This is a genomic window from Streptomyces sp. DH41 (assembly GCF_029813785.1).
Classification (GTDB): domain Bacteria; phylum Actinomycetota; class Actinomycetes; order Streptomycetales; family Streptomycetaceae; genus Streptomyces.
In genome coordinates this window covers 1-22,330 of sequence record NZ_JARVKY010000047.1, presented here as the reverse complement: position 1 = coordinate 22,330, position 22,330 = coordinate 1, and the positions used below count along the sequence as shown (strand labels likewise).

Sequence of the window (22,330 nt, the reverse complement as noted above, 5' to 3'; positions counted from 1 at the left end):
CGATGTCGCTCCAACGTCAGTGCGTCAGCTGTGAGGCCCCCGGAGGATCGGCCGTTCGTCGTCTCCCGGCTGGGAGAACCACGACCTGTGCGGGGATGCCTCCCGCTCCGGTGGCTCAGGGCGGGACGGTGGTACGGCGTGCGTTGGCTGCCACGTTACCCGCACCGGCGCGAACTGCCTATGAGCGGTACAAGCGGCCGAGAAGGGAATGTGGGGCATTCCCGATTCGCCCGGCGTCGTTGTGAGGTTGAGGTCCTGCTGGGTCATCGTGGGAGGCGAGTGACGGGCGCCCGCGACCACCCGTTCCACGACTGCCCGCAGAACGCGCAGGTATCCGCCGCGCGAGTGCGGAGTCCGCACCAGCCGGGCGAGACCCGATGCCGTGTAGTCGCCGACCGGGGCGAGCACCGCCTCGGGCTCCTGCGGGGGCAGGCCCCTGGTGTCCCACAGGACCTGCACCAGGGCGGGTGAGGGCCGGCCCGTCTGGTCCTGGTCCCACACCAGCCGGCGGCGGAAGAGAGCCAGGTCGCGGACCGTGCGGGGGTTGCGGTAGTAGTCCTCGGTCAGCAGCACGACCAGCGCGCGGCAGCGCATCGCGGGGGTGGGGCTCCAGTCGTCCGGCGACGGGAGGGCGCCTGACGTCTCCGGGAGCACCCCGGTGTGGCCCGGGCCCGGACCGAGGCGCCGCAGTATCTCCTCCTGAAGGTCGGTGTGGAAGACACGCAGCCAGGGATCGCCCAAGGACGGCAGCGCGTGGCTGATGTAGTAGTAGGGCGCGGCCGTCGGGCGCGATGCCGTCATGCGCTCACTCTCCCGGTCTCGTCTCGCGAAGCGGCGGCGACGGCGGCCGGTCGGGCGTCGTCCCGGGAATGAGACGCTCTCGCAGGGCCGTGACGCCGTCCGCGATCCGCTCCCGCACGTGGTCGATGAGGAACCGGAGGTCGGCACAGTAGACCGACGGGTTGTCGAAACCGTTGCCGGGGTGGTGCCGGTGGGCCCGCAGGCCGCCACCGCAGACCTGGACGACGGGACAGGTCCGGCACTGCCGGCACAGCCCCGCCGGCCCGGCACGCTCCGCGGCGAACCCCGGGTCCGCGGCCGCGCGGTCGAAGTCGTGCGCGGCGATGTGGAGTACGGACCGCGCGGCGTCGGCGCTCACGGTCTTGAGGATGTCGTTGTACTCGATCAGGCCCGAGGGCTGGATCACGACGACGTCGGCCCCGTAGGGCCCCCACACCTCGCTCGTGCTGGTGCCGCCCAGATGCAGGTCGAGCAGGGAGTCGAAGAGGCGCACGGACGTCTCCCGCCGGGGAGCGTCGAACCAGCGGTCGAACACCGCGGCGAGCCAGCGCCCGTACGGGGCGTGGCCGGCGCCGCGCGGGCGGGGCGGCGGGTACCGCCAGGTGGCGTGCGGCAGCAGCAGGTCCACGCCGGGTGGCTCGTGGGCCAGTAACGCCTCGTACGTCTGTACGGGATCGGCCTCCGCGTCGACGACGCACAGGAGCCCGCCGTACAGCTCCCGGTACCGCGGCAGCCGCAGCAGGGACAGCCCGCGTGCCACCTCGTTGTACGTGCCGCGCCCGGCCCGGTCGGGGCGGCGCCGGTCGTGCGATCCGCGGGTGCCGTCGAGGCTGACACCGACCGTGACGCCGTGCCGGAGGAAGACGTCGAGGAAGTCCTGGTCGAGCAGGGACGCGTTGGTCTGCACGAGCAGGCCGACCTCGGTGCCCAGGCCGTCGCAGTCGGCACGCAGCCGGGCGGCGAACCGCTCCACCGCGGCGCGGCCGGCCAGCAGGGGCTCGCCGCCGTGCAGTACCACCTGGATCCGTTCCGGGACGTGGCGGCGCACGTGCTCGGCGATCCGGGCGGACAGCCGGCTCATCACGGCCGGGCTCATGACGCGGGGCTCGTCGACCCAGCCGCGGTCCCGGTGCTCGTAGACGTAGCAGTCGGGGCAGCCGAAATTGCAACGACTGTGCAGCTTTACGACGAACTGGGTGAATGTCGCCGCGGGTTCGTGTGACGCCGAGGCGGTACGGTCCGGGATCTCACACCGCACTTTCCCACCTCGGCCGTCTGGGCCCGGCGCCGGCGCCGGCATTGCGGAGCAGCGCCTCGACCAGTGCGGTGCGAGGGAGCAGGCGCAGGTCACGGTGGGTCAGGAGGAGGTCGGGCGGATCGTCCGCCCGGCAAACCGGACCGTGTGACGTGTTCGGTGCCGCCTCACCCGCCATCGCGCGTTCTCCCCCCGAGACTTCCGCTCGTCCCTCGGAGACCGCGATCGGCATGCTCTCGTCAAGTAGGCGGGGCGTGGGGAGACTTGTGCTGTTGCTGCTACAGTCCGGGACCTGTGGATCCCCGGACCGCACACCCCCGACCGTGCCGCACCTCGGCGTGTCTGCCGAACAGTCCCCTCATACACCTGTGAGTGTACCCAGCCAGGCCAAGCAAGCCTATCCTCGGGTGTGTTGAAGGACGAGGAACAGGCCGCAGGGGAGCCGCCGCCGACCGATCGAACCTCTCTCGTGACCGAGTCTGCGCGAATGTCCGTACCGCCGGACCGACGGCGGCAGTTTGTGAGGGGCGCGTGGATCCAGCCGCTTTCTTCTATACGAGTTGCGTCCGTGCCGACGGCTGGCTCGCGCTCACGCGTTTCCACACCGACCTGGAGTACCAACTGAGGATCCAGGAGGGGTTCGGTGTCAGTGGTGTCCTCGGCGCCCTGATGGACCCCGAGTCGGCGCGTGAGAACCAGGTGACCAGGGCGGGCGTGATGATCGCCCTCTACTCCCCGCGGTACTTCAGAGACCGGGGCGCGGGCATCGAGTGGGCCGTCTTCCGCTCCCGGACGCGGCACCACGAGGACACCAGGGGGGTGTCGGCGCACAGCTGTCTGATCCCGCTGTGCTGGAAACCCGTGCCGGACACGCAGGTGCCGCAGCCGGTCCGGGAGTCGGCCTCCTTCCCCGGGGCCTTCGACTGGCTCCGCACGGACGGCCTCGAGGCGCTGACCGCGTCGCTGGACCCGGCGAGTGAGGAGCGCTACTACGCCCTGGTCGAACAATTGGCCAAAACCATCGCCGAGGCCGGACGCAGGGAGCTCGACGGGCTGGACATGGCCGACGCGCTGACGATGGACGCCACCTTCGGCAGCGAACGGCTGCCGCAACCCCGGCGGCCGGTCGTCGAGCCGTCGGCCACGACCGCCGCCCCGGCGTCCGACGGCACGGAACCCGGCCCGCACTCGGTGGCCATCAGCTACGTAGGCGCCGACCAGCCGTGGGCGGACTGGCTGCAGGACGCCCTCCGCGAACGGGGGCACAACGTCGTGCAGCGGCGCTGGAGAGCCGGCCGCGAGACGCTAGGAGAAGCGGTGACCCGCGCCAGGGGCGCGGCCGAACGCCTGCTCGTGCTCTTCTCCCGCAACTACTTCAGCGCCGGCAGCACCTCGCCCACCGACTGGGCGGACGCCTTCACCGAGCCGGCCGCCGAGTCGCCGCCCCCGGTCCTCGTGCAGATCGACACGGCGCCCAGGCCGCTGCTGGTACGCGACACCCACGTGGTCATGCTGGCCGGGTCGGACCTCGTGATGGCCGTGGAGAGGATCCTCCGGGAGGTGTCCGCGGTCGTCACCCGGCGGTCCCCGGGCCCGGGGAGCGGCCAGTGACGTCGCCCAGCCGTCTGACCACGGAACTGCCCGAGATATCGAACCTCATCCCGCGCGTCGCCCCGTTCGTCGGCCGGGACGAGGAGATCGCCGAGGTGTTCACCCTCCTCGCCGAGTACCAGGCCGTCCTGCTCCACGACCCCGAGGACCGCCCGCTCGGATACGGCACGTCGCAGCTGGCCGTCGCCTACTGCCACACCTTCACCAGGCGCTACGAGATGGCCTGGATGTTCGACTGCGGCCGGGAGCGCGACCCGGCCCGGCTGACGGAGCGCGTGCAACAGGAACTGCGCCGGCTGCGCGCGGCCTACGAGAAGGCCCGCGACGAGCCACTGACCGGCCCGTTCGCGGTGAACTGGCTGCTCATCTACGACAATGTCGCGGACCCCGACGCCGTCCAGGAGTACTTTCCCGAGGGCAACGCCCGCATCCTGGTCACCTCGCGGGCCACCGGATCCTGGGACGAGCGGGCCCGGAAGCGGGTGGGCCCGGTCGACCGGGAAGAGGCGGCGAAGATCTTCAAAGAGGTGGCACAGATCGACCAGTGGAACGCGGACCGGCTCGCCGAGACGTTCGACGGGCACCCCGGCCAACTCGTACGCGTGGCCGAGGAGATCCGCGCGGGCACCGTCAACCCGGCGGAGTTCATCTCCCTGACGGAAATCGTCCGCATGGCGCCCGCGCCGGGCGGGGCCAGTCCTCGGACCCCGGTGCCCGCACCGCGCCGGTCCGATGCCCTGGGCCGGGACCGGACCAGCCTGCGGACCCACATCCTGCGCTCGCCGGTGTGCCGGGACGCGGGCAGTTACCGCAGCTGGATCGCGGCGCTGCGGGAACACACCGACGCCCACTTGGACGAGGGGCTGTCCGCCGAGCTCTTCATCCCGGAACGGGTGGACGGGCTCCTGGACATCGCCTTCGGCGAGGGCAGGAATCCCGACTTCCTGCGCGCCCTGGCCACCACCGTCGAAGAGGCCGCCGACTCGGCGAAGACCGGCCAGGAGACGGCCCGCGACATCCGGGAGATCGTGGAGGCGGCGGCCGCACGGTGGAACGGCACTCCGCCGGCCCGGCCCCGGCCGATCGGTGCTCCGGCCCCGGCCCAGAGCGCGGCGTCGTGCCTGTTCTTCGTCAGCTGGGTCAACAGGGAGGACCACGCCCAGGAGGCACTCGCCTTCCACAACACGCTGCAGAAGGCGGTTGCCGCCAGGCGCGGAAAACGCGAGCTGAGCACGGGTTACATCGACAGGACGACCAGGCAGGGCGCGCAGTGGGAACCGCGGCTGATCGAGGCGATCCGCACCACCCGGCTGCTCGTGCCGCTGATCACCACGGACTACTTCGCCAGCCGGTGGTGCCGCCGTGAGTGGGCCGTGATGATGGAACGCATCCGCGGGGTCGGGGCCGAGGAGGGCAGCGAACCGATCGCGATCCTGCCCGTGTTCTGGATCAGACCACCGGGGAACCACAAGCTGCCGAAGGACTTCACGGACTTCCAGTACCGCGCCCTGGGAGGGCCGGACGGCGAGTTCCTCGACGACGTCTACGACCTGTCGACGGCCCACCGGAAGGACCGCTTCCACGACTACGTCGTCAACCTCGCCAAGCGCATGGTCGAGGCCGCCGAGTCACCGCTGCCCCCTCTCCCCAGGAAGCGGGTCATGGAACTTCCCCTGGCCTTTCCCGAGGTCAACGGCGAAGCCCGCTGACCCCGCCGCATGGGCCGGCCCGTAGCCGAACGCCTAGGGTCGGCCCATGACATCACCCCACCCGGCCGCCGACTGCGCCTTCTGCCGCATCGCCGCCGGCACCGCGCCCGCCCGGCTGGTAGCCGACACCGGTGCCACGCTGGCCTTCCTGCCGCTGCGGCCCGTGCATCCCGGCCATGTCCTGGTGGCGCCGCGCCGCCACGTGAGCGACATCTGGGGACTCGACGAGGAGACGGCCGCGGCGGTGGGCGCCCAGGTGCTCCGCGTCGCGCACGCGGTGCGGGCCGTCCACCGCCCCGACGGGCTGAACGTCATCCAGTCCTCCGGTGCCGCGGCCACGCAGACGGTGCCCCATCTCCACGTTCACCTGGTGCCCCGGTTCGAGGGCGACCACATGCCGCGACTGTGGCCCGAGGAGGCGGAGACGGACGCGGACGCGTTGGACGACTCGGTGCGGCGGATCCGCGCGGCACTGCCCCCGCCGCGGCCCTGACACCGGACCGCGGCCGCCGTCAGCCGACGAACAGCAGGGCGAACGCCTGGGTGACGAGGAGTCCTCCGTAGAAGAAGGACAGCGTGGGCGACACGGCGGCCTTCAACACTCCCGCGGGCTCCCGGCCCTGCGCCACGTCCATGGCGAACGGTTCCACGGTCGCGTCCGGGCGCCGCACCCGGTCGTACAGCCGTCTGAACAGCCGCTCCTGGTAGAGGAAGTAGGCGTCGAGGAACCAGAAGGCCACGATGGGCACGAAGCTGACCACCGCGACGGACGCCTCGCTGTTGCCGACCGCGAAGGCGAGCAGCGCGCCGGTGACCGTCAGAGACCAGCCCTTGATCAGGAACGAGTTGTTGCCCATGCGGGCCACGACCATCTGTATCAGCTCCAGATGCTTCACGCGGCCCTCGTCCAGCACCGGACGGTCCCCCGTCGTCATCGGTTCCCCCAAGCCGTAGACCCTGTGGTCCGGGAGCTTACCCACTCCCAGTCACCAGCCCGGCCGGGCTCGTCTCCCGAACAGCAGTCCGCGCGACTCCGGCGGGGGCGGGGTGCCGCGCCGCAGCGGCCAGGCGATCAGCATGCCGGCCACGAAACCGACGACATGGGCCACGTACGCCACGGTGCCCGCGTCGGAGACGGCCCCGCCGGACGAGTAGACCGCCTGGAGCCCGAACCAGAAACCCAGCACGACCCAGGCCGGCAGGCGCAGCGGCAGGAAGATGAGGAAGGGGACGAGAACCCATACGCGGGCCTTCGGATACAGCACCAGATAGGCACCGAGCACCCCGGCGATCGCGCCCGACGCGCCGATCAGCGGGGCGCCCGAGTCGGCGTTGAGGAGGGCGAAGCCGTAGGTCGCCGCGTAGCCGCAGACACCGTAGAACAGCAGGTAGCGCAGGTGGCCCATGCGGTCCTCGACGTTGTTGCCGAAAATCCAGAGGAAGAGCATGTTGCCCAGCAGGTGCAGCCAGCCGCCGTGCAGGAACATCGCCGTCAGCACGCTCAGTTCCGCGGACTTGTCGTAGTCCGGCGGGCCGACCACGCAGCCCGGCCCCCGCGGGCCGACCCCGGTCTCGCCGGTCGGCACCAGCCGGGGCATCCGGTGGTGCAGCAACTCCTGCGGCACCGCCGCGTACTGGTCCAGGAACGCCTGGAGATGACACGTCTGCGCGAGACCGCCCTCGCCCGTCGCGGAACCGGTCATGCCGGGGGTGAAGAGGAAGACCAGGACGTTCGCGAGGATCAGGGCGTACGTCACCCAGGGGGTACGGCGGGCAGGGTTCACGTCATGGACGGGGATGACCACGAGACACTACTTGCCCGTCTGCCACACGGTGAACCGGTACGTCCCCTGAACGCCCGCGCCCGTGCGCGCGTATCTCCTGTCAACCGCCCGCGGTCCGGGGAAGGCGGGGCGCGGGGACGACGTGAGGATCAGGCGATGAACGAACGGGTCACACCGGCTCCGGCGATGCACGCCCTGCCCGACGGCGAGGCCGAGGTCGCCCTCGTGCTGCGCCTGCCCTGGGAGGACGTCGCCCGGCTCGGTCAGGAGGCCGGGCGGCTGGCGGCGCAGACGCAGCGGCCGGTGACACTGGACGAGGCGGTGAGCCACCGGCTGCGCTCCACACGCGCCGCGGCGCACGCCAGGCCGGCCGGTGAACAACCGCCCGCGGTGAGCGGCCCGGCACCGGTGACGGCGCAGACGCCGGTGGCGGCCCCGGCGGCGGTGACCACCCCGGCGTCCGTGACCACCGCCGCGTCGGTGTCGTCCCTGCCGTCACGGCCCCCGGCCGAGCAGGCACGGCAGGCCATCGACCGGATCAACGGGAGGGCCTAGTCACCGGAGCCCGGACCACTTCGCCGGACCACTCGCCGGGCCGCTCCCTCGGGCCGGGCCGTCAGGCCTGCCGCTCCACCGCCCTCGCCGCCTTCCGCGCGGCGACCAGTACGGGGTCCCACACCGGTGAGAACGGCGGCGCGTAACCCAGGTCCAGGGCCGTCATCCGCTCCACCGTCATCCCGGCCGTGAGGGCCACCGCGGCGATGTCGACCCGCTTGCCCGCGCCCTCGCGGCCGACGATCTGGACGCCGAGCAGCCGTCCGGTGCGCCGCTCGGCGAGCATCTTCACCGTCATGGGGGAGGCGCCCGGGTAGTAGCCGGCCCGGCTGGTGGACTCGATGGTGACCGTCACGAACCGCAGCCCCGCCCGCAGCGCGTCCTTCTCGCGCAGTCCGGTCCGCGCGATCTCCAGGTCGCAGACCTTGCTGACCGCCGTGCCGACCACGCCCGGGAAAGTGGCGTAGCCGCCGCCCGCGTTGGTGCCGATGACCTGGCCGTGCTTGTTGGCGTGGGTGCCGAGGGGGATGTGCCGCTGCTGCCCGGAGACCAGGTCGAGCACCTCCACGCAGTCGCCGCCGGCCCAGATGTTCTCGTGCCCGCGCACCCGCATGCCCAGGTCGGTCAGCAGCCCGCCACTGGCGCCGATCGGCAGACCGGCGGCCTTCGCGAGCGCGGTCTCGGGGCGTACGCCGATGCCGAGCACCACCACGTCCGCCGGGAACTCGGCGTCCTCGGTGGCCACCGCCCGCACCCGGCCGTCGTCCCCCGTCAGCACCTTGGTGACCTCGGCGCCGTTCACCATGGTGATGCCGAGACCCTCCATCGCCTCGTGCACCATGCGGCCCATGTCCGGGTCGAGGGTGGACATCGGTTCCCGGCCGCGGTTGACGACCGTCACCTCGTAGCCGCGGTTGATGAGCGCCTCGGCCATCTCCACGCCGATGTACCCGGCGCCGACGACCACCGCGCGACGGCCACGCGTGTGTGCCAGCGTGTCGAGCAGCGCCTGCCCGTCGTCCAGCGTCTGCACCCCGTGTACGCCGGGCGCGTCGACACCCGGCAGCTCCGGACGGATCGGGCGGGCACCGGTACCGATCACGAGCTTGTCGTACGACGTCCAGGACTCCGCCCCGGACTCGACGTCACGCGCGCGTACCCGCCCGCCGGCCACGTCGATCTCCGTGACCTCGGTGCGCATCCGCAGGTCGATGCCGCGGGCGCGGTGCTCCTCGGGCGTCCTGGCGATCAGGTCGTCCCGGTCGGTCACGTCTCCGCCGACCCAGTACGGGATGCCGCACGCCGAGAAGGAGCTGAAGTGGCCGCGTTCGAACGCCACGATCTCCAGCTCGTCCGGGCCCTTCAGCCGGCGTGCCTGTGACGCCGCGGACATCCCCGCGGCGTCACCGCCGATCACGACCAGTCGCTCTTCGGCCCGTCCGGTCCCGCTCGTCCCGCTCGCAGCACTCATGTCCATGCGAACACGCTACGGGGACGGGGCATTTCAGTCCCGCCCGTCGGGCTCCTCGCCGCGCGCGGCTTCCCGGCGTGCGGCCTCGGGCGCCGGCCGGGCCATCGGCAGCGGGGAGGGCGTGGCGGAGGCGGCCGTCGTGGGCACCGGCGCCGGGCGGCGCGGCAGCCGGGGCCGTACCACCCGCAGCCACAGCAGTACCAGCAGTGCCGCCACCGCGGCGAACGGCAGCACCGCGCCGAGCGCCACCGCCAGCCAGCGCAGCATCGTCACGAAGGCGTCCCAGCCACCGGCCAGCGCGTCCGTGAACCCGGGATCGTCATCCTTCTCCGCCCGCTCCACCGGCGTCTCGGACAAGGAGAGGGTGATGGTGGCCAGGCTCGTGCGGTCCTTCAGGGCCGCCTGCCGGGCGAGCAGTGCCTCCAGTTCCGCCTGGCGGGTACTCAGCTCGCCCTCCAGCGTCACCACGTCGCTCAGTTTCGTCGCCCGGTCCATCAGCTCGCGGATCCGGGCCACGCTGGCGCGCTGCGACGTGACGCGGCTCTCCACGTCCACGACCTGGTCGGTGACGTCCTCGGCCTTCGCACCGCGTTCGAGGAGTTTCCCGGCGCCCTCCAACTCCTCGAGCACCTCCTCGTAGCGCTCCACGGGGACGCGCAGTACGACCTTGGTCCGCTCGTGGCCCTCCTCGTCCCTGGTGGTGGTCTCGTCGCCGACGTAGCCGCCGGCGTTCTCGGTCGCGGTGCGGGCCGTGTCGAGGGCCTTCGGGGCGTCCTCGACCTGCACCGTCAGCGAGGCGGTGCGGATGATGTGGGCCGGTGCGAGGTTCGCGGGCGCCGTCGCCTTCGCGCCGTCGGCCTCGCCGCCCGCGGCACCGGCCCGGTCCTCGGCACGGCCCTCCGCCCGGGAGTCCGCCCGGGAGTCCTCCTGGGTCGCGACGGCCTCCTTGGCGGCGCTGCCGGAGGAGTCGGATCCGCCGCCCGCCCCGGTGCAGCCGGTGAGGGCCAGGGCCGTGGCCAGGAGCAGACCGGCCAGGGCGCGGGCGGATGACACGGATCGTCGTGCCGACCGTGGTGCTGATCGTCGTACGTGCATGGTGGGTACCCCCGAGAGTCGTGACGACTGACGCTCCTTCGACGCGGGGAGGGGTGTGAACGTTGGCGCGGAACGGTTCCGAAGCGGTCACGGTCAGGACTCGCAGGGCCTCCTCCGGGCCTGACGGAGGCCTCTTCCGGACCTCTTGGGCCCTCCTCTTCGGGACCTCCGGCGCGAGCGCGGGGGCCGGCCGGCCCGGCGGCGGTGCCGGTGCCGTCTGAGACGCTGGAGGCATGTGCGCAAGTGAGAGCCCCGCGGGCGAGATTCCCGCGGAAACGGGGCATGTCGTCGTCATCGGAGCCGGCATCGCCGGACTGGCCGCCGCCCACCGGCTGCTGGAGCGCGGCGCGCGGGTCACCGTGCTGGAGGCGTCGGACCGAGTCGGCGGCAAGCTGCTGCCCGGCGAGATCGCCGGAGTACGCGTCGACCTCGGCGCCGAGTCGATGCTGGCCCGCCGTCCCGAGGCCGTCGGCCTGGCCCGCGAGGTGGGTCTCGCCGACCGCCTCCAGCCGCCGTCCACCGCGTCGGCCTCCCTGTGGACCCGCGGCGCCCTGCGCCCCATGCCCAAGGGACACGTCATGGGCGTCCCCGGCACCGCCGCCGTACTGACCGGCGTCCTCTCCGAGGAGGGCCTCGCCCGCATCGAGCGCGACGCCGAACTCCCCCGCACCGAGGTCGGCGACGACGTCGCGGTGGGGGAGTACGTGGCGGCGCGCCTCGGCCGCGAGGTCGTCGACCGCCTCGTGGAGCCACTGCTGGGCGGCGTCTACGCGGGCGACGCGTACCGCATCTCGCTGCGCTCGGCCGTGCCCCAGCTCTTCGAGGCCGCCCGCACCCACACCTCGCTCACCGAGGCGGTGCGCGCCCTCCAGGGCCGGACGGCCACCTCCCCGCCGAGCGGCCCGGTGTTCATGGGCATCGAGGGCGGCATCGGCACCCTCCCGCCCGCGGTCGCGGAGTCGGTGCGCGCGCGGGGCGGCGAGATCGTCACCCACGCGCCCGTGACGGAGCTGCGCCGCACCGCCCCGGACGGCTGGCGGATCGTCGCCGGCGACCGGCGACTGCACGCCGACGCGGTCGTCGTCGCCGTCCCCGCTCGCCCCGCCGCCGAGCTGCTGCGCGCCGAGGCGCCCGCCGCCGCGGCCGAGCTGGCCGCCGTCGAGTACGCCTCCATGGCGTTGATCTCCCTCGCCTACCGCCGTTCCGACGCCGCCGCGCTCCCCGAGGGCAGCGGCTTCCTGGTGCCGCCGGTCGACGGGCGCACCATCAAGGCGGCTACCTTCGCCTCCCGCAAGTGGGGCTGGATCGCCGACGAGGACCCGGACCTGGTCGTCCTGCGCACCTCCGTCGGACGGTACGGCGAGACGGAGATCCTGGGCCGCGACGACGCGGGCCTCGTCGCCGTTTCCCGGCACGACCTGAAGGAGGCCACCGGTCTCACCGCCGAACCCGTCGCCACCCGCGTCACCCGCTGGCAGGACGGCCTGCCCCAGTACCCCGTCGGCCACCACGCGCGCGTGGCCCGCGTCCGCGAACACGTCGCGAAACTCCCGGGCCTCGCGGTGTGCGGCGCGGCCTACGACGGCGTCGGCATCCCGGCGAGCATCGCGAGCGCGTACGCGGCCGTGGACCTGCTCCGGGGCGACCCGCGCGGTGTGGAGCGACTCACCGCCCACCCGGTGCCGAGCCTGCACGGCGGAGCGGGAGAATAGAGTCATGAGTGACGACGCCTCCACCACCGCTGCCGACCGGATCCCCAACAAGGGCAAGCTGGCCAAGGACCTCAACGAGGTCATCCGCTACACCCTCTGGTCCGTCTTCAAGCTCAAGGACGTGCTGCCCGAGGACCGCGCGGGCTACGCCGAAGAGGTCCAGGAGCTGTTCGACCAGCTCGCCGCCAAGGACGTGACGATCCGCGGCACCTACGACGTGTCCGGACTGCGCGCCGACGCCGACCTCATGATCTGGTGGCACGCCGAGACCGCCGACCAGCTCCAGGAGGCGTACAACCTCTTCCGCCGCACGAAGCTGGGCCGCGCGCTGGAGCCGGTCTGGTCGAACATGGCGCTGCACCGCCCCGCCGAGTTCAACCGCTCGCACATCCCCGCCTTCCTGGCGGACGAGACGCCCCGCAACTACATCAGCGTCTACCCGTTCGTGCGTTCCTACGACTGGTACCTGCTGCCCGACGAGGACCGCCGCCGCATGCTCGCCGACCACGGCAAGATGGCCCGCGGCTACCCGGACGTGCGCGCCAACACGGTCGCCTCGTTCTCCCTCGGCGACTACGAGTGGCTCCTCGCCTTCGAGGCCGACGAGCTTGACCGCATCGTCGACCTCATGCGTCACCTGCGCGGCTCCGAGGCCCGGATGCACGTCCGCGAGGAGGTCCCGTTCTACACGGGGCGCCGCAAGGACATCGGTGAGCTGGTGGCCGGGCTCGCCTGAGCAGGCAGCCGGTTTTGCGGCTGAGCGGCCGCCGGTTTCGCGGCCCGCCCGGCCCGCGGCTCGGGCGCGGACCTCGGCTCGGGTGCCGGGCGCGGGGCGCACGACGCGTCCCGCGCCGGGAGGCGCCCGTCCAGCAGGTACGCCTCCAGGTGGCCGTTGACGCAGGCGTTCGGACCTGCGGCGACGCCGTGCGTGCCGGCGTCCCGCTCGGTCACCAGCACCGAGCCGGACAACCGCCCGCGCAGCTCCAGCGCGCCGCCGTACGGAGTGGCCGCGTCCCGTTCGGCGGCCAGGATCAGGGTCGGCGGCAGCTCGCCCGGTCCGGTGCGCACGTCGAGGGGGGTCTGCCGGGGTGCCTGCCAGAAGGCGCACGGCAGGTTCGTCCACACGTTGTCCCACGTCTCGAACGGCGCCCGGCGTGCCAGCCGCGTGTTGTCCCGGTCCCAGACCGCGAAGTCGGTCGGCCAGGGCGCGTCGTTGCACTCGACGGCCGTGTACACGGCGCTGGAGTTCTCCGCCCCGGCCGCCCCCTCCTCGGTCCGCGTCCCCGCCTGGTCGATCAGCGGCTGCGGATCCCCCTTCAGATACGCCGACAGTGCCTCCGCGCGGTGCGGCCAGTAGTCGTCGTAGTACCCGGCCCGCAGGAACGCCCCCTGCAACTGCGCCGGCCCGACGGTGCCGCCCGCGGGTTCCGCCGCGAGCCGCGCGCTCGCCTTCTCGTAGCTGTGCTGCACCTTCGCCGCCGTGTCCCCGAGCCCGTACACGGCGTCGTGCCCGGCCATCCACACCTTGAAGTCCGTCCAGCGGTCCTCGAACGCCTCCGACTGGTCGAGGTTGTTGCGGTACCAGACCCGCTCGGGGTCCGGGTTCACCACCGAGTCGAACACCATCCGCCGCACGCGCGAGGGGAACAGCTCGGCGTACAGCGCCCCGAGGTAGGTGCCGTACGACGCGCCCATGAACGTGAGTCGCCGCTCGCCCAGCGCGGCCCGTACGACCTCCAGGTCGCGGGCGTTGTTGAGGGAGTGGTAGTGCCGCAGCGCGTCCCCGGTCCGTTCGGCGCAGCCGCGCGCGTACGCCTCGGCCTCGGCGGCACGCTCCTTCTTGTACGCGTCCGAGGGCTGCGTCGGAGCCGGCCGGGGCCCCTCGAAGAACTCCCCGGGGTCCTGGCAGGACAGCGGCGCGGAGGGCGCGACCCCGCGCGGGGCGTACCCGACGAGGTCGTACGCCGCCGCGATCCGCTTCCACTCGGGCACCATGCCGACCAGCGGGAAGTGCAGCCCCGAGGCGCCCGGACCGCCCGGGTTGTACAGCAGCGCGCCCTGTCCGGGCACCTCGCGCCCGCTGTCGTCCGGGTCCTTGTGGGTGGCCCGCACCCGGCTGACGGTGAGCAGGATCCGCTTCCCGTCGGGGTGCGCGTAGTCCAGGGGAACGGCGACCGTGCCGCAGCGCATGCTGCCCGGCAGGTCCTCCGCCTCCGGGCACCTGCCGAAGTCGATGCCGTCCGCCGCCGCCCGCTCGGCGGCCACGGCGGTGCCGCGCGCCTCGGCGGCCCCGGGACCGCGCGGAGCCCCCTCAGCCGGGGCGGCGGCGAGGGTGGCCAGCAGCAAGGACCCGGCGGCCGAGTAGAGGGCGGCAGCTCGCATCGCGTATCCCTTCGGTGCACGGCGTGACACAAGGGATGTTTGGTGCGGCGGCCGGGCAGGGCAAGCACCGCGCGCGGGTGTCGGCGCCGAGTGCCTCCGCACGCCCCCGGCCCGTAAGCCCCGTAGCTCCGTAAGCCACGTAGCCCCGTAAGCCCTGTAGGCCCCGGAGCCCCTGTAGCCCTGTAGGCCCCGTCAGGCCCGGCGCTCCCAGTGCTCCTCGGCGTAGTCCTCGCGGTGGGCGAAGGCCGCCCGCAGGTCCGGTTCGCCGATCGCGTGGACGCCGCGTACGGCGACCGAGGTCAGGTACGCGCGGTCGTCCGCCGTGCCGTCGGCGTGCCGGACGAGGGCACTGATCAGCCGCTGCCCGGCCGGGGAGGCCCAGCGCGAGTACGGGTGGACCTCCATCCGCGTGATCGCGAGGCACCCCAGGGTCAGGGTGAGCGGCAGCGCGAACCACAGGGCGATCAGCAGGCGCGGCTGGTCCACGGGAAGCGGCAGCGCCAGGGCGCACGCGCCCAGCGCGCACACGGCCACCGCGGCGAACCGCACCCGCCGGACCCCGGCCGCGACGCCGGGGGCGCCGTCCGGCACGGCGAGGCCCGCGCCGACCAGTCGGTCGGCCAGGCCCCGCACCGCGTCGGCGGTGGCCGCGGCGGACCGTACCGGCGCTATCCGGGACTGCCCCTCCGGTCCTATCGCGCCTATGACCGACCGTTCCATCTCGTCCCGTCCGCACGGGTCGACGACGGTCGCCCAGCCGGTGTGCGCGAGCAGCAGCCGGCGCTGACGCGCCATGGAGACCAGCGTCAGGTCGGCGACCCGCCGGGGGCCGCCGGACAGGAACGCCGCCTCGTACAGCGTCAGCGCGTGCTCACGGCCCACGGCGTGCGGGTCGACGGCCGCCGCTCGCACGGCGGCCAGACACAGCCGCAGACACGCCAGGCCGGCGACGGCCCAGGCCGACAGGAGCAGAAGGACCCAGAACATGCCGTACTTCTATGCCAAAGGCTTTCGCCGGCGCCATGCCCTGTTCACATTTCGGGACGCAGTGTTGTGGGTATGTGACGTTCCGTTTGGTGATGTCCCGGCGAGGCCGTGTCCGGTTCAGCGGCGCAGCAGAACACGCCTGGTCGCACGGGCCCACCGCACCCCGGCACGCTCCGGCCGCGGCACCGGTCCCGACCGCTCCAGCCACCACTCCCGCAACTCCCGCCGCGCGTCGGCGTCCTGCGTGCCGCCGTCCCGCATCAGGTGCTCGACGAAGGCGAGGGCGTCCCGCCGGTAACCATCCGTCATCGGACGCCGGTGGGCGTAGGCGAGGAAGGCCGGCCGGTATCCCGCACCGAGGATCTCCGGCAGTTCCGGCGCGACCTTCGCGACCACGTCCGCCCGCTTCCCGGCGAGCGCCCGTGCCTGCACCCCCAGCCGCACCCGGTCGAACCCCTCGGGCGCGGGCGTCCCGGCGACCAGCGCGGACAGCAGCGCGGCCTGCGCGAGACCGAGCCGCTGACGTACGGCGTCACCGGCACCGGCACCGGCACCGGCACCGGCACCGGCACCGGCACGCGCGGCGCGCGGTGTCACCGCCTTGGGCCCGGTCGCGGCGGGCACCGTACCCGCCGCCCGCCCCTTCTCCACGGCGGCGCGGATCGCCTCCACCTCCGCCTCGAGTTCCTCGCCCTCGGGGAAGTTCTCGTCGCGCTCCAGCAGCACGCCCGGTGGCGTCACGCGTGAGGCGAGGTCGGTGAGGATGTCGAGCACCGGTCGCGCGACGGGGTGGGCGTGACTGTCGTGCCAGACGCCGTCGCGTTCGACCCCGCCCGCGACATGGACGTAGGCGATGGCCTCCAGCGGCAGTTCGGCGAGCGCCTCGGCCGGGTCCTCGCCGCGATTGACGTGGTTGGTGTGCAGGTTCGCCACGTCGATCAGCAGCCGCACTCCCGTCCGGTCGGCCAATTCGTACAGGAACTGCCCCTCCGTCATCTCCTCGTCGTCCGGCCAGGAGATGAGCGCGGCGATGTTCTCCACGGCGAGCGGCACGGGCAGCGCGTCCTGTGCGATGCGCACGTTCTCGCACAGCACGTCGAGGGCGTCGCGGGTGCGCGGCACCGGCAGCAGGTGCCCCGCCTCCAGGGGCGGGGAGGCGGTCAGCGGACCGCCCGCCCGGACGAACGCGATGTGCTCGGTGACCAGCGGCGACTCCAGCACCCGAGCCCGTTCGGCCAGCGCGGCCAGCCGCCCCGCGTCCGGCCGCTCGGCACCGCCGAGCCCGAGCGAGACACCGTGCGGCACGACGGTCACCCCGCGCTCGCGCAGCCGCAGCAGCGAGTCGGGCAGATGCCCGGGGCAGAGGTTCTCGGACACGGCCTCGACCCAGTCGATGCCGGGCATCCGCTCAACGGCGTCCGCGATCTCCGGACGCCATCCGATACCGGTTCCCAGTCGTCCCAGTCGTCCCAGTCGTCCCACTCGTTCCATGGCCAGGTCCCCCTTCTGCGCGCATGCCGGGGATATCGCCCGCCCGGCCCGGACCCAACCCCTGGCAGGGCATGTTCAGAGCAACATCTGAGCTTCGCGCCGCCGCGGATAGGCTCCGCCCATGGCGACGCACGAGAACGAGATCACCGAGCCCGTCGACCTCTGTCTGCCAGACGGCAGGCTCGATCCGGCGGCCGTCGGCTGGTCCAGGGTGCCGCTGCACCGCGCCAACCTGCGTGGCTGGGGCCGCACCAAGCGGTGGGAGCACTGGTGCGTGACGACACCCACCCACCTCGTGGCGCTGACCGTCAGTGACCTCGACTTCCTCGCGCTGAACTCCGTCTACCTGCTGGAGTACGGGCCGACGGGGCTCGAGTTCGAGCGTGCCGCGGTGATCCCGGCCGGCCGTGGCGTCCGCCTCCCGGACACCGTCGCAGGCACCCCGGGCGCCGGGGACGTCGTTGTGGGCCCCGAGCGGCCGACCGGCGGCAAGGTGCGCGTGGAGATCCGCGACGAGGACGGTGGCACACGGCTGAGGGCCCGCTGCCTCACTCCGGAACGGCTGCCCGTGGAGGTCGACCTCCTGGTCGAGCGTCCTGAGGGACACGAGTCGCTCTCGGTCGTGGTGCCGTGGAGCGAACGGCGTTTCCAGTACACGTCCAAGCAGACCGCGCTCCCCGCCACCGGCGGGGTCAGGATCGGCACCGAGGTCCTGGGTTTCGGCGGGGACGGCGGTGAGGCCTGGGCCGTGCTGGACCACGGCCGGGGCCGCTGGCCACGCACGGTCGACTGGAACTGGGGCGCCGCTTCCGGCCGCACCGACGGGCACACGGTGGGTCTCCAGTTCGGCGGGCGCTGGACGGAGGGCACCGGGTCGACCGAGAACGGACTCTGCGTGGACGGCCGGCTCACCAAGATCGGCGAGGAGCTGGACTGGCGCTGGTCCCCCTCGGACCCACTGGCTCCCTGGACCGTCCGTACGCCCTCGTCCGACCAGGTGGACCTCACCTTCACGCCGTTCCACAACCGCTCCGCGCACACCAACGCCGGTCTGATCGTCAACCGCACCGACCAGCGCTTCGGCCACTACGACGGCCGGATCCGCACCGACGACGGCACCGAGATCACCGTGGAGCGGCTCCTGGGCTGGGCCGAGGACGTCCACATGCGCTGGTGACGGCCGCGTCGCGGCGCCCCCCGGTCCGGTGTGGCGCGGTCCGGTCCGGCGCGGTGCCGGGGGCGCTCTCGGTCAGCCGGTGTGTGCCGGCCTCACCGCAGCGCCGGATGATCCGCCATCACCGTGCACGACGGCCCCAGTGCGATCTCGGAGTCGGTAAGGACACGATCCGCCACGACCTCGCGGCGATCCGCCGGAAGGGCGCCGCCATCGCGCCGGAGTTGGTCGCCACGGAGCCGCAGGAGGCGCTGTGGACGACCGCCTGTTTCCTCGTCCTGGATGAGCCGCTGCTCCAGGCCCGCGCCGTCCTACGCGTCGGCCGCGCCAGTCCCAACGCCTCGCGGGAGAGTGCGACGGTCACGCGCGCCGCGATCCGCATCGTGGCCGCCACCGTTGCGGAGCACCGCTGTCCAACGCGAAGCCGCCACACTGAATGAGATCACGGCACAGTCACGCCAGGCACGCGAGATCTTCACATAGCGCATGATGCTGCTCAGTACCGACTGTCCTTGGGGGGACTATGAGATCCCGTATCGCCACCTGCGCCGCCCTGCTCGGGGCAGCCACCGTCACCGCTTGTAGTAGCAGCGGAGAACCGGAGAAGATCCGCGTCACCGTCACGCAGACGGTGACCGCCCAGCCCAACCCCCAGGGAACGCTGGCCACCGCTGAAGACGTCCTGAAGATGGGTACCAAGAAGGACATCAACGACCTTGAGAACGACCTGCACATCACTGTCCAGGCTTTGGAGTACCAGCAGCCGTACAAGGGGCCGCAGCCCGGGAAACCGCAAGGCTTTCAGGGCGGGGATACATGGGCCACCGCCAGAGTCAAGGTCTGTAACGTGCAGGGCATCGACGTCGAGGTCAGTCAGTTCCCCTGGTCTCTCTCCTACGAGGACGGTACGAGTATCGAGGTCACCGGTTCCTCTGGCGGTGACATGCCCAAGCCGGAGTTCCCCATGGGCAAGACGGTGAAGCCCGGTCGGTGCGCGGCCGGTCTGATCGCCTTCCCCGTGCCGAGCGACTCGAAGCCCGAACGGCTGGTCTATGAGCCCGAGGGCGGCGAATTGGCGGAGTGGTCCATCGGCTGACGGCGCATAGCTGGTCGTGGGGCTTGCTCACCCATGCCCGCCACCGTCTTGCACAGTTGGCGCGCGTTGGGCCCAACCACGAGCAGTCTCCACAAGTAACTCGCGCGCAGGCTTGCTGAAGCCGTGACAGAGGTCCGTGGGCCCACACCGGTTGCCGACGCCTCTAGAGCCGGCCGACCGGGGCTCGGCGGTGCCCGATATCCGCTGCGCCCTGTGACCGGCAACCGCTACTCTCCAACCATCCGGGGCGCGGGGCGTGAACGCGCCGGGTCGGGGGAGGGCGATGGCAGCCGAGGATCAGGAAGTGCTCCAGGACCGGTACTGGCTGGAGGACTGCTGGGAGGAGCACGGGGACTCGGTCTATTGGCAGGCCTTCGACTCCGCCACCCGCAGCGAGGTGTTCATCCAGCAGCTACGCCCGCACACGGCGCCGTCACGCAACGTCCGCAAGTCGGGCAGGACCGTGGCGGACAAGGAGGCGGTGGGCGTCCTCGGGCACCTCGTCCGCCAGGTGGAACGGCTGGAGTCCCCGCGCAGCCCCCACGTGCTGGCCGTCAACGACGTGTTCGAGCAGCAGGGATCGTTATGGGTCGTGATGGATCCAGTCCAGCCGTTCTCCCTGCACCAGTTGCTGGACGAGCAGGGCCGACTAGAGCGTGGGGACGCGGCCTACCTCGGGGTGGAGCTGGCCCAGGCCCTGGACGAGCTTCACTCGGCCGGGATTGCGCACGGACAGGTGGACCCGCACAACGTGTTCTTCCGAGCCGACCGCTCCCTGGCCGTGGCGGGGTACGGGCTGAAACCCGGCCCGGGCGAGGACCGGGGGCCGTGGATACGGCCCTGGCAGCCCAACTCCCGTTACACCGCGCCTGAACTGACTTCCGGCAAGGCCACGTCCCCGCCAGTGGCCACCGCCTCCGGAGACCTGTGGGCGATGGGTATGATCCTTCACCGGATCCTGGCGGGTACCGGGCTGCTGTACGGCCCCCTGCGGCGGTTCCGCCCGGTCCGGAAGGTCCACGACGCCCGGCCGCCGCGGATCCCCGGCGAGCACGAACTGAACGCGCTGCTGGAGATGCTGCTCTCCCCACAACCCGGCGCCCGTGCCTCGGCCGCCCCGGCACTGGTCACGCTGCAGCGGATCGCCGAGGCCCACGAACCGCTGGCGGGCGGACACTGGGCGGTGCCCAACCGGAAGCCGCGCGGTGCCCGGGACCGGCTGGAGGCCGTGCTGGTCCAGTTGTTCACCACGGTCACCAGCCGGGTGGTGACGGCATTCCTGACCGGCATATTGGCCGCGTACTTCGGCCTGCACCTGGTCGACCGGTCCTCCGGCCCGGACGCCGAGTCCGCGGTCCTGTCCTCCCTGGTCTTCGGGCTGGCCTCGGGTTTCGTCCTGGTGGTGGGCAAGGCAGCATGGCATTGCCTGGCGCTGCTGCCGCGGGCCCAGCGCCGCCGGGGTGAGCCGGGCGCTGGGCGTTCCGCCGCTCCGCCGGTCCGCTCCCCTAGGGACTCTCCCGCGGTCGCCGGGCCGGCAGACTCGCCCGCTTCCTTCGGTGCCTCCCCCGAGGCGCCCGTCCCCGTGCAGGCCGGTCTGCCGGCGTGCACGCCTCGTCTGGTCCTGCGGGACGGGCCCACCCGGGTGGGCCAGCCCATGGTGCTCGAATTCGCCCTGGAAGTGCCCGAAGGGCACCCGTGGTTCCGGGCTGCCGGTGCCGACCGAGAGCCCGCCGAGCTGATGCTGGTGGCCTCCGCGCGGTCCGCCGACGCCACCGTGACGCCCCCGTGTACCGGCTACCGCGTCCAGGACAACGCGTCCGGCCCCGCCGAGTTCACCTTCACGGCCCACACTTCCGGAAGGCACCGACTGCGGCTCACCGTCTACGACCGGGCGCACGGCGTCGTCCTTCAGGAGCTGAGCGCCACCCTGGTCACCACGGAGCCCGCCCTCGTCGGCTCAGCAACCGCACCGCCGCGAGGACCGGAGTCGTAACCCTTGGACCACGAGATCGACCTGATCACCGAGCAAGACCCGAGCCGCGGCTACCGGCTGCTCCCGGAGGCACCCGCCTGTGCGCCCCGGGAACTGACGGTGACGCTGCGCAGTCCTGCCAGGGACGTCGTCCTGATCTCCATGTGGAGCGAGACGGGACTGCTGCCTCAGCCCCGTGCGACCTCCCACCACGCCCGGTTGACCCTCGGCGCGGACGAGATTTCCTCGCTCTCGGCCCGGCTCATATCCCGCTGGCAGCAGTTCGTCCAGTTCGAGCCGGTGCCCGGATCGAACCGGCTGCGTGAGAAGAAGCCGTACCTGCGCAACGCCGATCTCACCGAGCGCCCGCAGTCCGAACTGCTGGCGCAGGTGAGCGAACTGGCCCGGGAGGGCGCGTACCTGCTGGGGGAACTGCTCGCCGGGGAGGAGCGTGAGCTGGTGCGCTTCCGCGGCCACCTGCTGAACGCCCTGGAGAGCGATGACCTGCGCATTCGGTTTGACTCCGACCTGGGCGTACCGTGGCCCATGCTGGCCGTCGGATACGAGCGGCTGCTGGAGGGCGGCCGCCTGACCGGTGACCCCTTCCGGCTGTTCCTCGGCCACCGGCACCAGGTCGAGTCGACCTCGGGGGCGTACGCCGACTACTGGTGGGTGTCCGACCGCCATCGCGCCATTGGCAGCGCGAACCTGGACTCGGACCTGAAGAACGTCCCGCTCGCCGACGACGTGCTCAAACTCCTCGACAAGGGCCTGGAGCTGACCGAGCGGCACTTCAGTCACGAACTCCTCCCGGACCTGGCCCGGCCGGTCCTCGATGAGGACGTGATGTACTTTTTCTGCCACGGTTCGTATGAGGAGCACGGCGGCCACATGTGGCACGCACTGCGGCTGAGCGACGAGCTGCCCATCGACGCGCCGCTGGTGGACGGCTACCGCAAACCGCACACCGACGCGGCGGCCCGGCGGGGCGCGGTCGCCCTGTTCCATCCGCTGGTAGTCCTCAACGCCTGCTTCGCCGGGGCCCCGGCCACCGCTGGTTTCGCCGGTCTGTCCGCCGCCTTGGTCCGGCACGGCGCCCTCGGAGTGCTAGGGCCTGTCGTTTGGATCACCCCTGGTGGGTGGGGCAGAGGAGCTTATCGATAGGCCACCAGTTGATCAGAGTGTGGTCTGCCGTGGAACAATGCGTCGGGAGGGACGCAAATGGGGGGCGTTAT

At 72.3% G+C, this 22,330-nt stretch carries 20 protein-coding genes; 11 read left to right on the top strand and 9 right to left on the bottom strand.

The window, feature by feature from the left end; translation table 11 throughout:
* Window positions 1-24 precede the first annotated feature (24 nt).
* Together QC283_RS38530 and QC283_RS38525 are read right to left on the bottom strand one after the other, a co-directional pair.
* Window positions 25-801, bottom strand: a complete 777-nt coding sequence (locus tag QC283_RS38530; RefSeq protein ID WP_279566455.1) for a hypothetical protein — start codon at window positions 799-801, stop codon at window positions 25-27.
* Window positions 802-805: 4 nt separating this feature from the next.
* Complete coding sequence (locus QC283_RS38525) at window positions 806-2,059, bottom strand: FxsB family cyclophane-forming radical SAM/SPASM peptide maturase (protein ID WP_279566454.1); 1,254 nt, start codon at window positions 2,057-2,059, stop codon at window positions 806-808.
* Window positions 2,060-2,587: 528 nt separating this feature from the next.
* Here QC283_RS38525 and QC283_RS38520 point away from each other — a divergent pair.
* Genes QC283_RS38520 through QC283_RS38510 form a run of 3 tightly spaced genes read left to right on the top strand, consistent with a single transcriptional unit; the run spans window position 2,588 to window position 5,869 of the window.
* Window positions 2,588-3,667: a toll/interleukin-1 receptor domain-containing protein gene (locus QC283_RS38520; RefSeq protein ID WP_279566453.1), complete on the top strand. Its 1,080-nt coding sequence runs from the start codon at window positions 2,588-2,590 to the stop codon at window positions 3,665-3,667.
* Entirely contained in the window at window positions 3,664-5,376 is a 1,713-nt protein-coding gene (locus QC283_RS38515) for a toll/interleukin-1 receptor domain-containing protein (RefSeq protein WP_279566452.1), read from the top strand. The genes QC283_RS38520 and QC283_RS38515 overlap by 4 nt, the downstream gene beginning before the upstream one ends.
* Window positions 5,377-5,422: 46 nt before the next feature.
* Window positions 5,423-5,869, top strand: coding sequence for an HIT family protein (locus QC283_RS38510; protein ID WP_279566451.1), 447 nt, complete (start codon window positions 5,423-5,425; stop codon window positions 5,867-5,869).
* Window positions 5,870-5,888: 19 nt separating this feature from the next.
* On the opposite strand, the gene QC283_RS38505 is transcribed toward QC283_RS38510, so the two are convergent.
* Together QC283_RS38505 and QC283_RS38500 are read right to left on the bottom strand one after the other, a co-directional pair.
* Window positions 5,889-6,311 (bottom strand): hypothetical protein, encoded by a 423-nt coding sequence (locus QC283_RS38505; protein WP_279566450.1) that lies wholly within the window; start codon window positions 6,309-6,311, stop codon window positions 5,889-5,891.
* Between the two features lie 51 nt (window positions 6,312-6,362).
* Complete coding sequence (locus tag QC283_RS38500; RefSeq protein ID WP_279566449.1) at window positions 6,363-7,181, bottom strand: rhomboid family intramembrane serine protease; 819 nt, start codon at window positions 7,179-7,181, stop codon at window positions 6,363-6,365.
* 135 nt (window positions 7,182-7,316) lie between these two features.
* Between QC283_RS38500 and QC283_RS38495 the strand changes: the two genes are divergently transcribed.
* Window positions 7,317-7,715 (top strand): hypothetical protein, encoded by a 399-nt coding sequence (locus QC283_RS38495; protein WP_279566448.1) that lies wholly within the window; start codon window positions 7,317-7,319, stop codon window positions 7,713-7,715.
* Window positions 7,716-7,776: 61 nt separating this feature from the next.
* On the opposite strand, the gene QC283_RS38490 is transcribed toward QC283_RS38495, so the two are convergent.
* The gene (locus QC283_RS38490; RefSeq protein ID WP_279566447.1) at window positions 7,777-9,192 is read right to left on the bottom strand and encodes an FAD-dependent oxidoreductase; all 1,416 of its coding nucleotides are present in this window, start codon (window positions 9,190-9,192) and stop codon (window positions 7,777-7,779) included.
* 27 nt (window positions 9,193-9,219) lie between these two features.
* Window positions 9,220-10,281, bottom strand: coding sequence for a DUF4349 domain-containing protein (locus QC283_RS38485; RefSeq protein WP_279566446.1), 1,062 nt, complete (start codon window positions 10,279-10,281; stop codon window positions 9,220-9,222).
* A gap of 233 nt (window positions 10,282-10,514) precedes the next feature.
* Between QC283_RS38485 and hemG the strand changes: the two genes are divergently transcribed.
* On the top strand, window positions 10,515-11,993 hold the full coding sequence (gene hemG, locus QC283_RS38480) for a protoporphyrinogen oxidase (protein WP_279566445.1): 1,479 nt from the start codon (window positions 10,515-10,517) through the stop codon (window positions 11,991-11,993).
* Window positions 11,994-11,997: 4 nt separating this feature from the next.
* Window positions 11,998-12,729 (top strand): hydrogen peroxide-dependent heme synthase, encoded by a 732-nt coding sequence (hemQ, locus tag QC283_RS38475; RefSeq protein WP_279566444.1) that lies wholly within the window; start codon window positions 11,998-12,000, stop codon window positions 12,727-12,729.
* On the opposite strand, the gene QC283_RS38470 is transcribed toward hemQ, so the two are convergent.
* From QC283_RS38470 to QC283_RS38460, 3 genes are all read right to left on the bottom strand, one after another.
* Window positions 12,678-14,375 (bottom strand): alpha/beta hydrolase, encoded by a 1,698-nt coding sequence (locus QC283_RS38470; protein WP_279566443.1) that lies wholly within the window; start codon window positions 14,373-14,375, stop codon window positions 12,678-12,680. The two genes, hemQ and QC283_RS38470, sit on opposite strands and share 52 nt — an antisense overlap.
* Window positions 14,376-14,567: 192 nt before the next feature.
* Window positions 14,568-15,362, bottom strand: coding sequence for a TIGR04222 domain-containing membrane protein (locus QC283_RS38465; RefSeq protein ID WP_279566442.1), 795 nt, complete (start codon window positions 15,360-15,362; stop codon window positions 14,568-14,570).
* 117 nt (window positions 15,363-15,479) lie between these two features.
* Window positions 15,480-16,826: a DUF692 domain-containing protein gene (locus tag QC283_RS38460; protein ID WP_279566461.1), complete on the bottom strand. Its 1,347-nt coding sequence runs from the start codon at window positions 16,824-16,826 to the stop codon at window positions 15,480-15,482.
* A gap of 148 nt (window positions 16,827-16,974) precedes the next feature.
* On the opposite strand from QC283_RS38460, the gene QC283_RS38455 reads away from it, so the two are divergent.
* The 5 genes from QC283_RS38455 to QC283_RS38435 all read left to right on the top strand — a co-directional run bounded on the left by QC283_RS38455 (window position 16,975) and on the right by QC283_RS38435 (window position 22,259).
* Entirely contained in the window at window positions 16,975-18,030 is a 1,056-nt protein-coding gene (locus tag QC283_RS38455) for a DUF2804 domain-containing protein (RefSeq protein ID WP_279566441.1), read from the top strand.
* A 107-nt stretch (window positions 18,031-18,137) separates the two neighbouring features.
* On the top strand, window positions 18,138-18,467 hold the full coding sequence (locus QC283_RS38450; protein ID WP_279566440.1) for a hypothetical protein: 330 nt from the start codon (window positions 18,138-18,140) through the stop codon (window positions 18,465-18,467).
* Window positions 18,468-18,550: 83 nt separating this feature from the next.
* Complete coding sequence (locus QC283_RS38445) at window positions 18,551-19,123, top strand: DUF4352 domain-containing protein (RefSeq protein ID WP_279566439.1); 573 nt, start codon at window positions 18,551-18,553, stop codon at window positions 19,121-19,123.
* Window positions 19,124-19,406: 283 nt separating this feature from the next.
* Window positions 19,407-21,116 (top strand): serine/threonine protein kinase, encoded by a 1,710-nt coding sequence (locus QC283_RS38440; protein WP_279566438.1) that lies wholly within the window; start codon window positions 19,407-19,409, stop codon window positions 21,114-21,116.
* A 3-nt stretch (window positions 21,117-21,119) separates the two neighbouring features.
* The gene (locus QC283_RS38435) at window positions 21,120-22,259 is read left to right on the top strand and encodes a hypothetical protein (RefSeq protein WP_279566437.1); all 1,140 of its coding nucleotides are present in this window, start codon (window positions 21,120-21,122) and stop codon (window positions 22,257-22,259) included.
* Window positions 22,260-22,330: the final 71 nt, after the last annotated feature.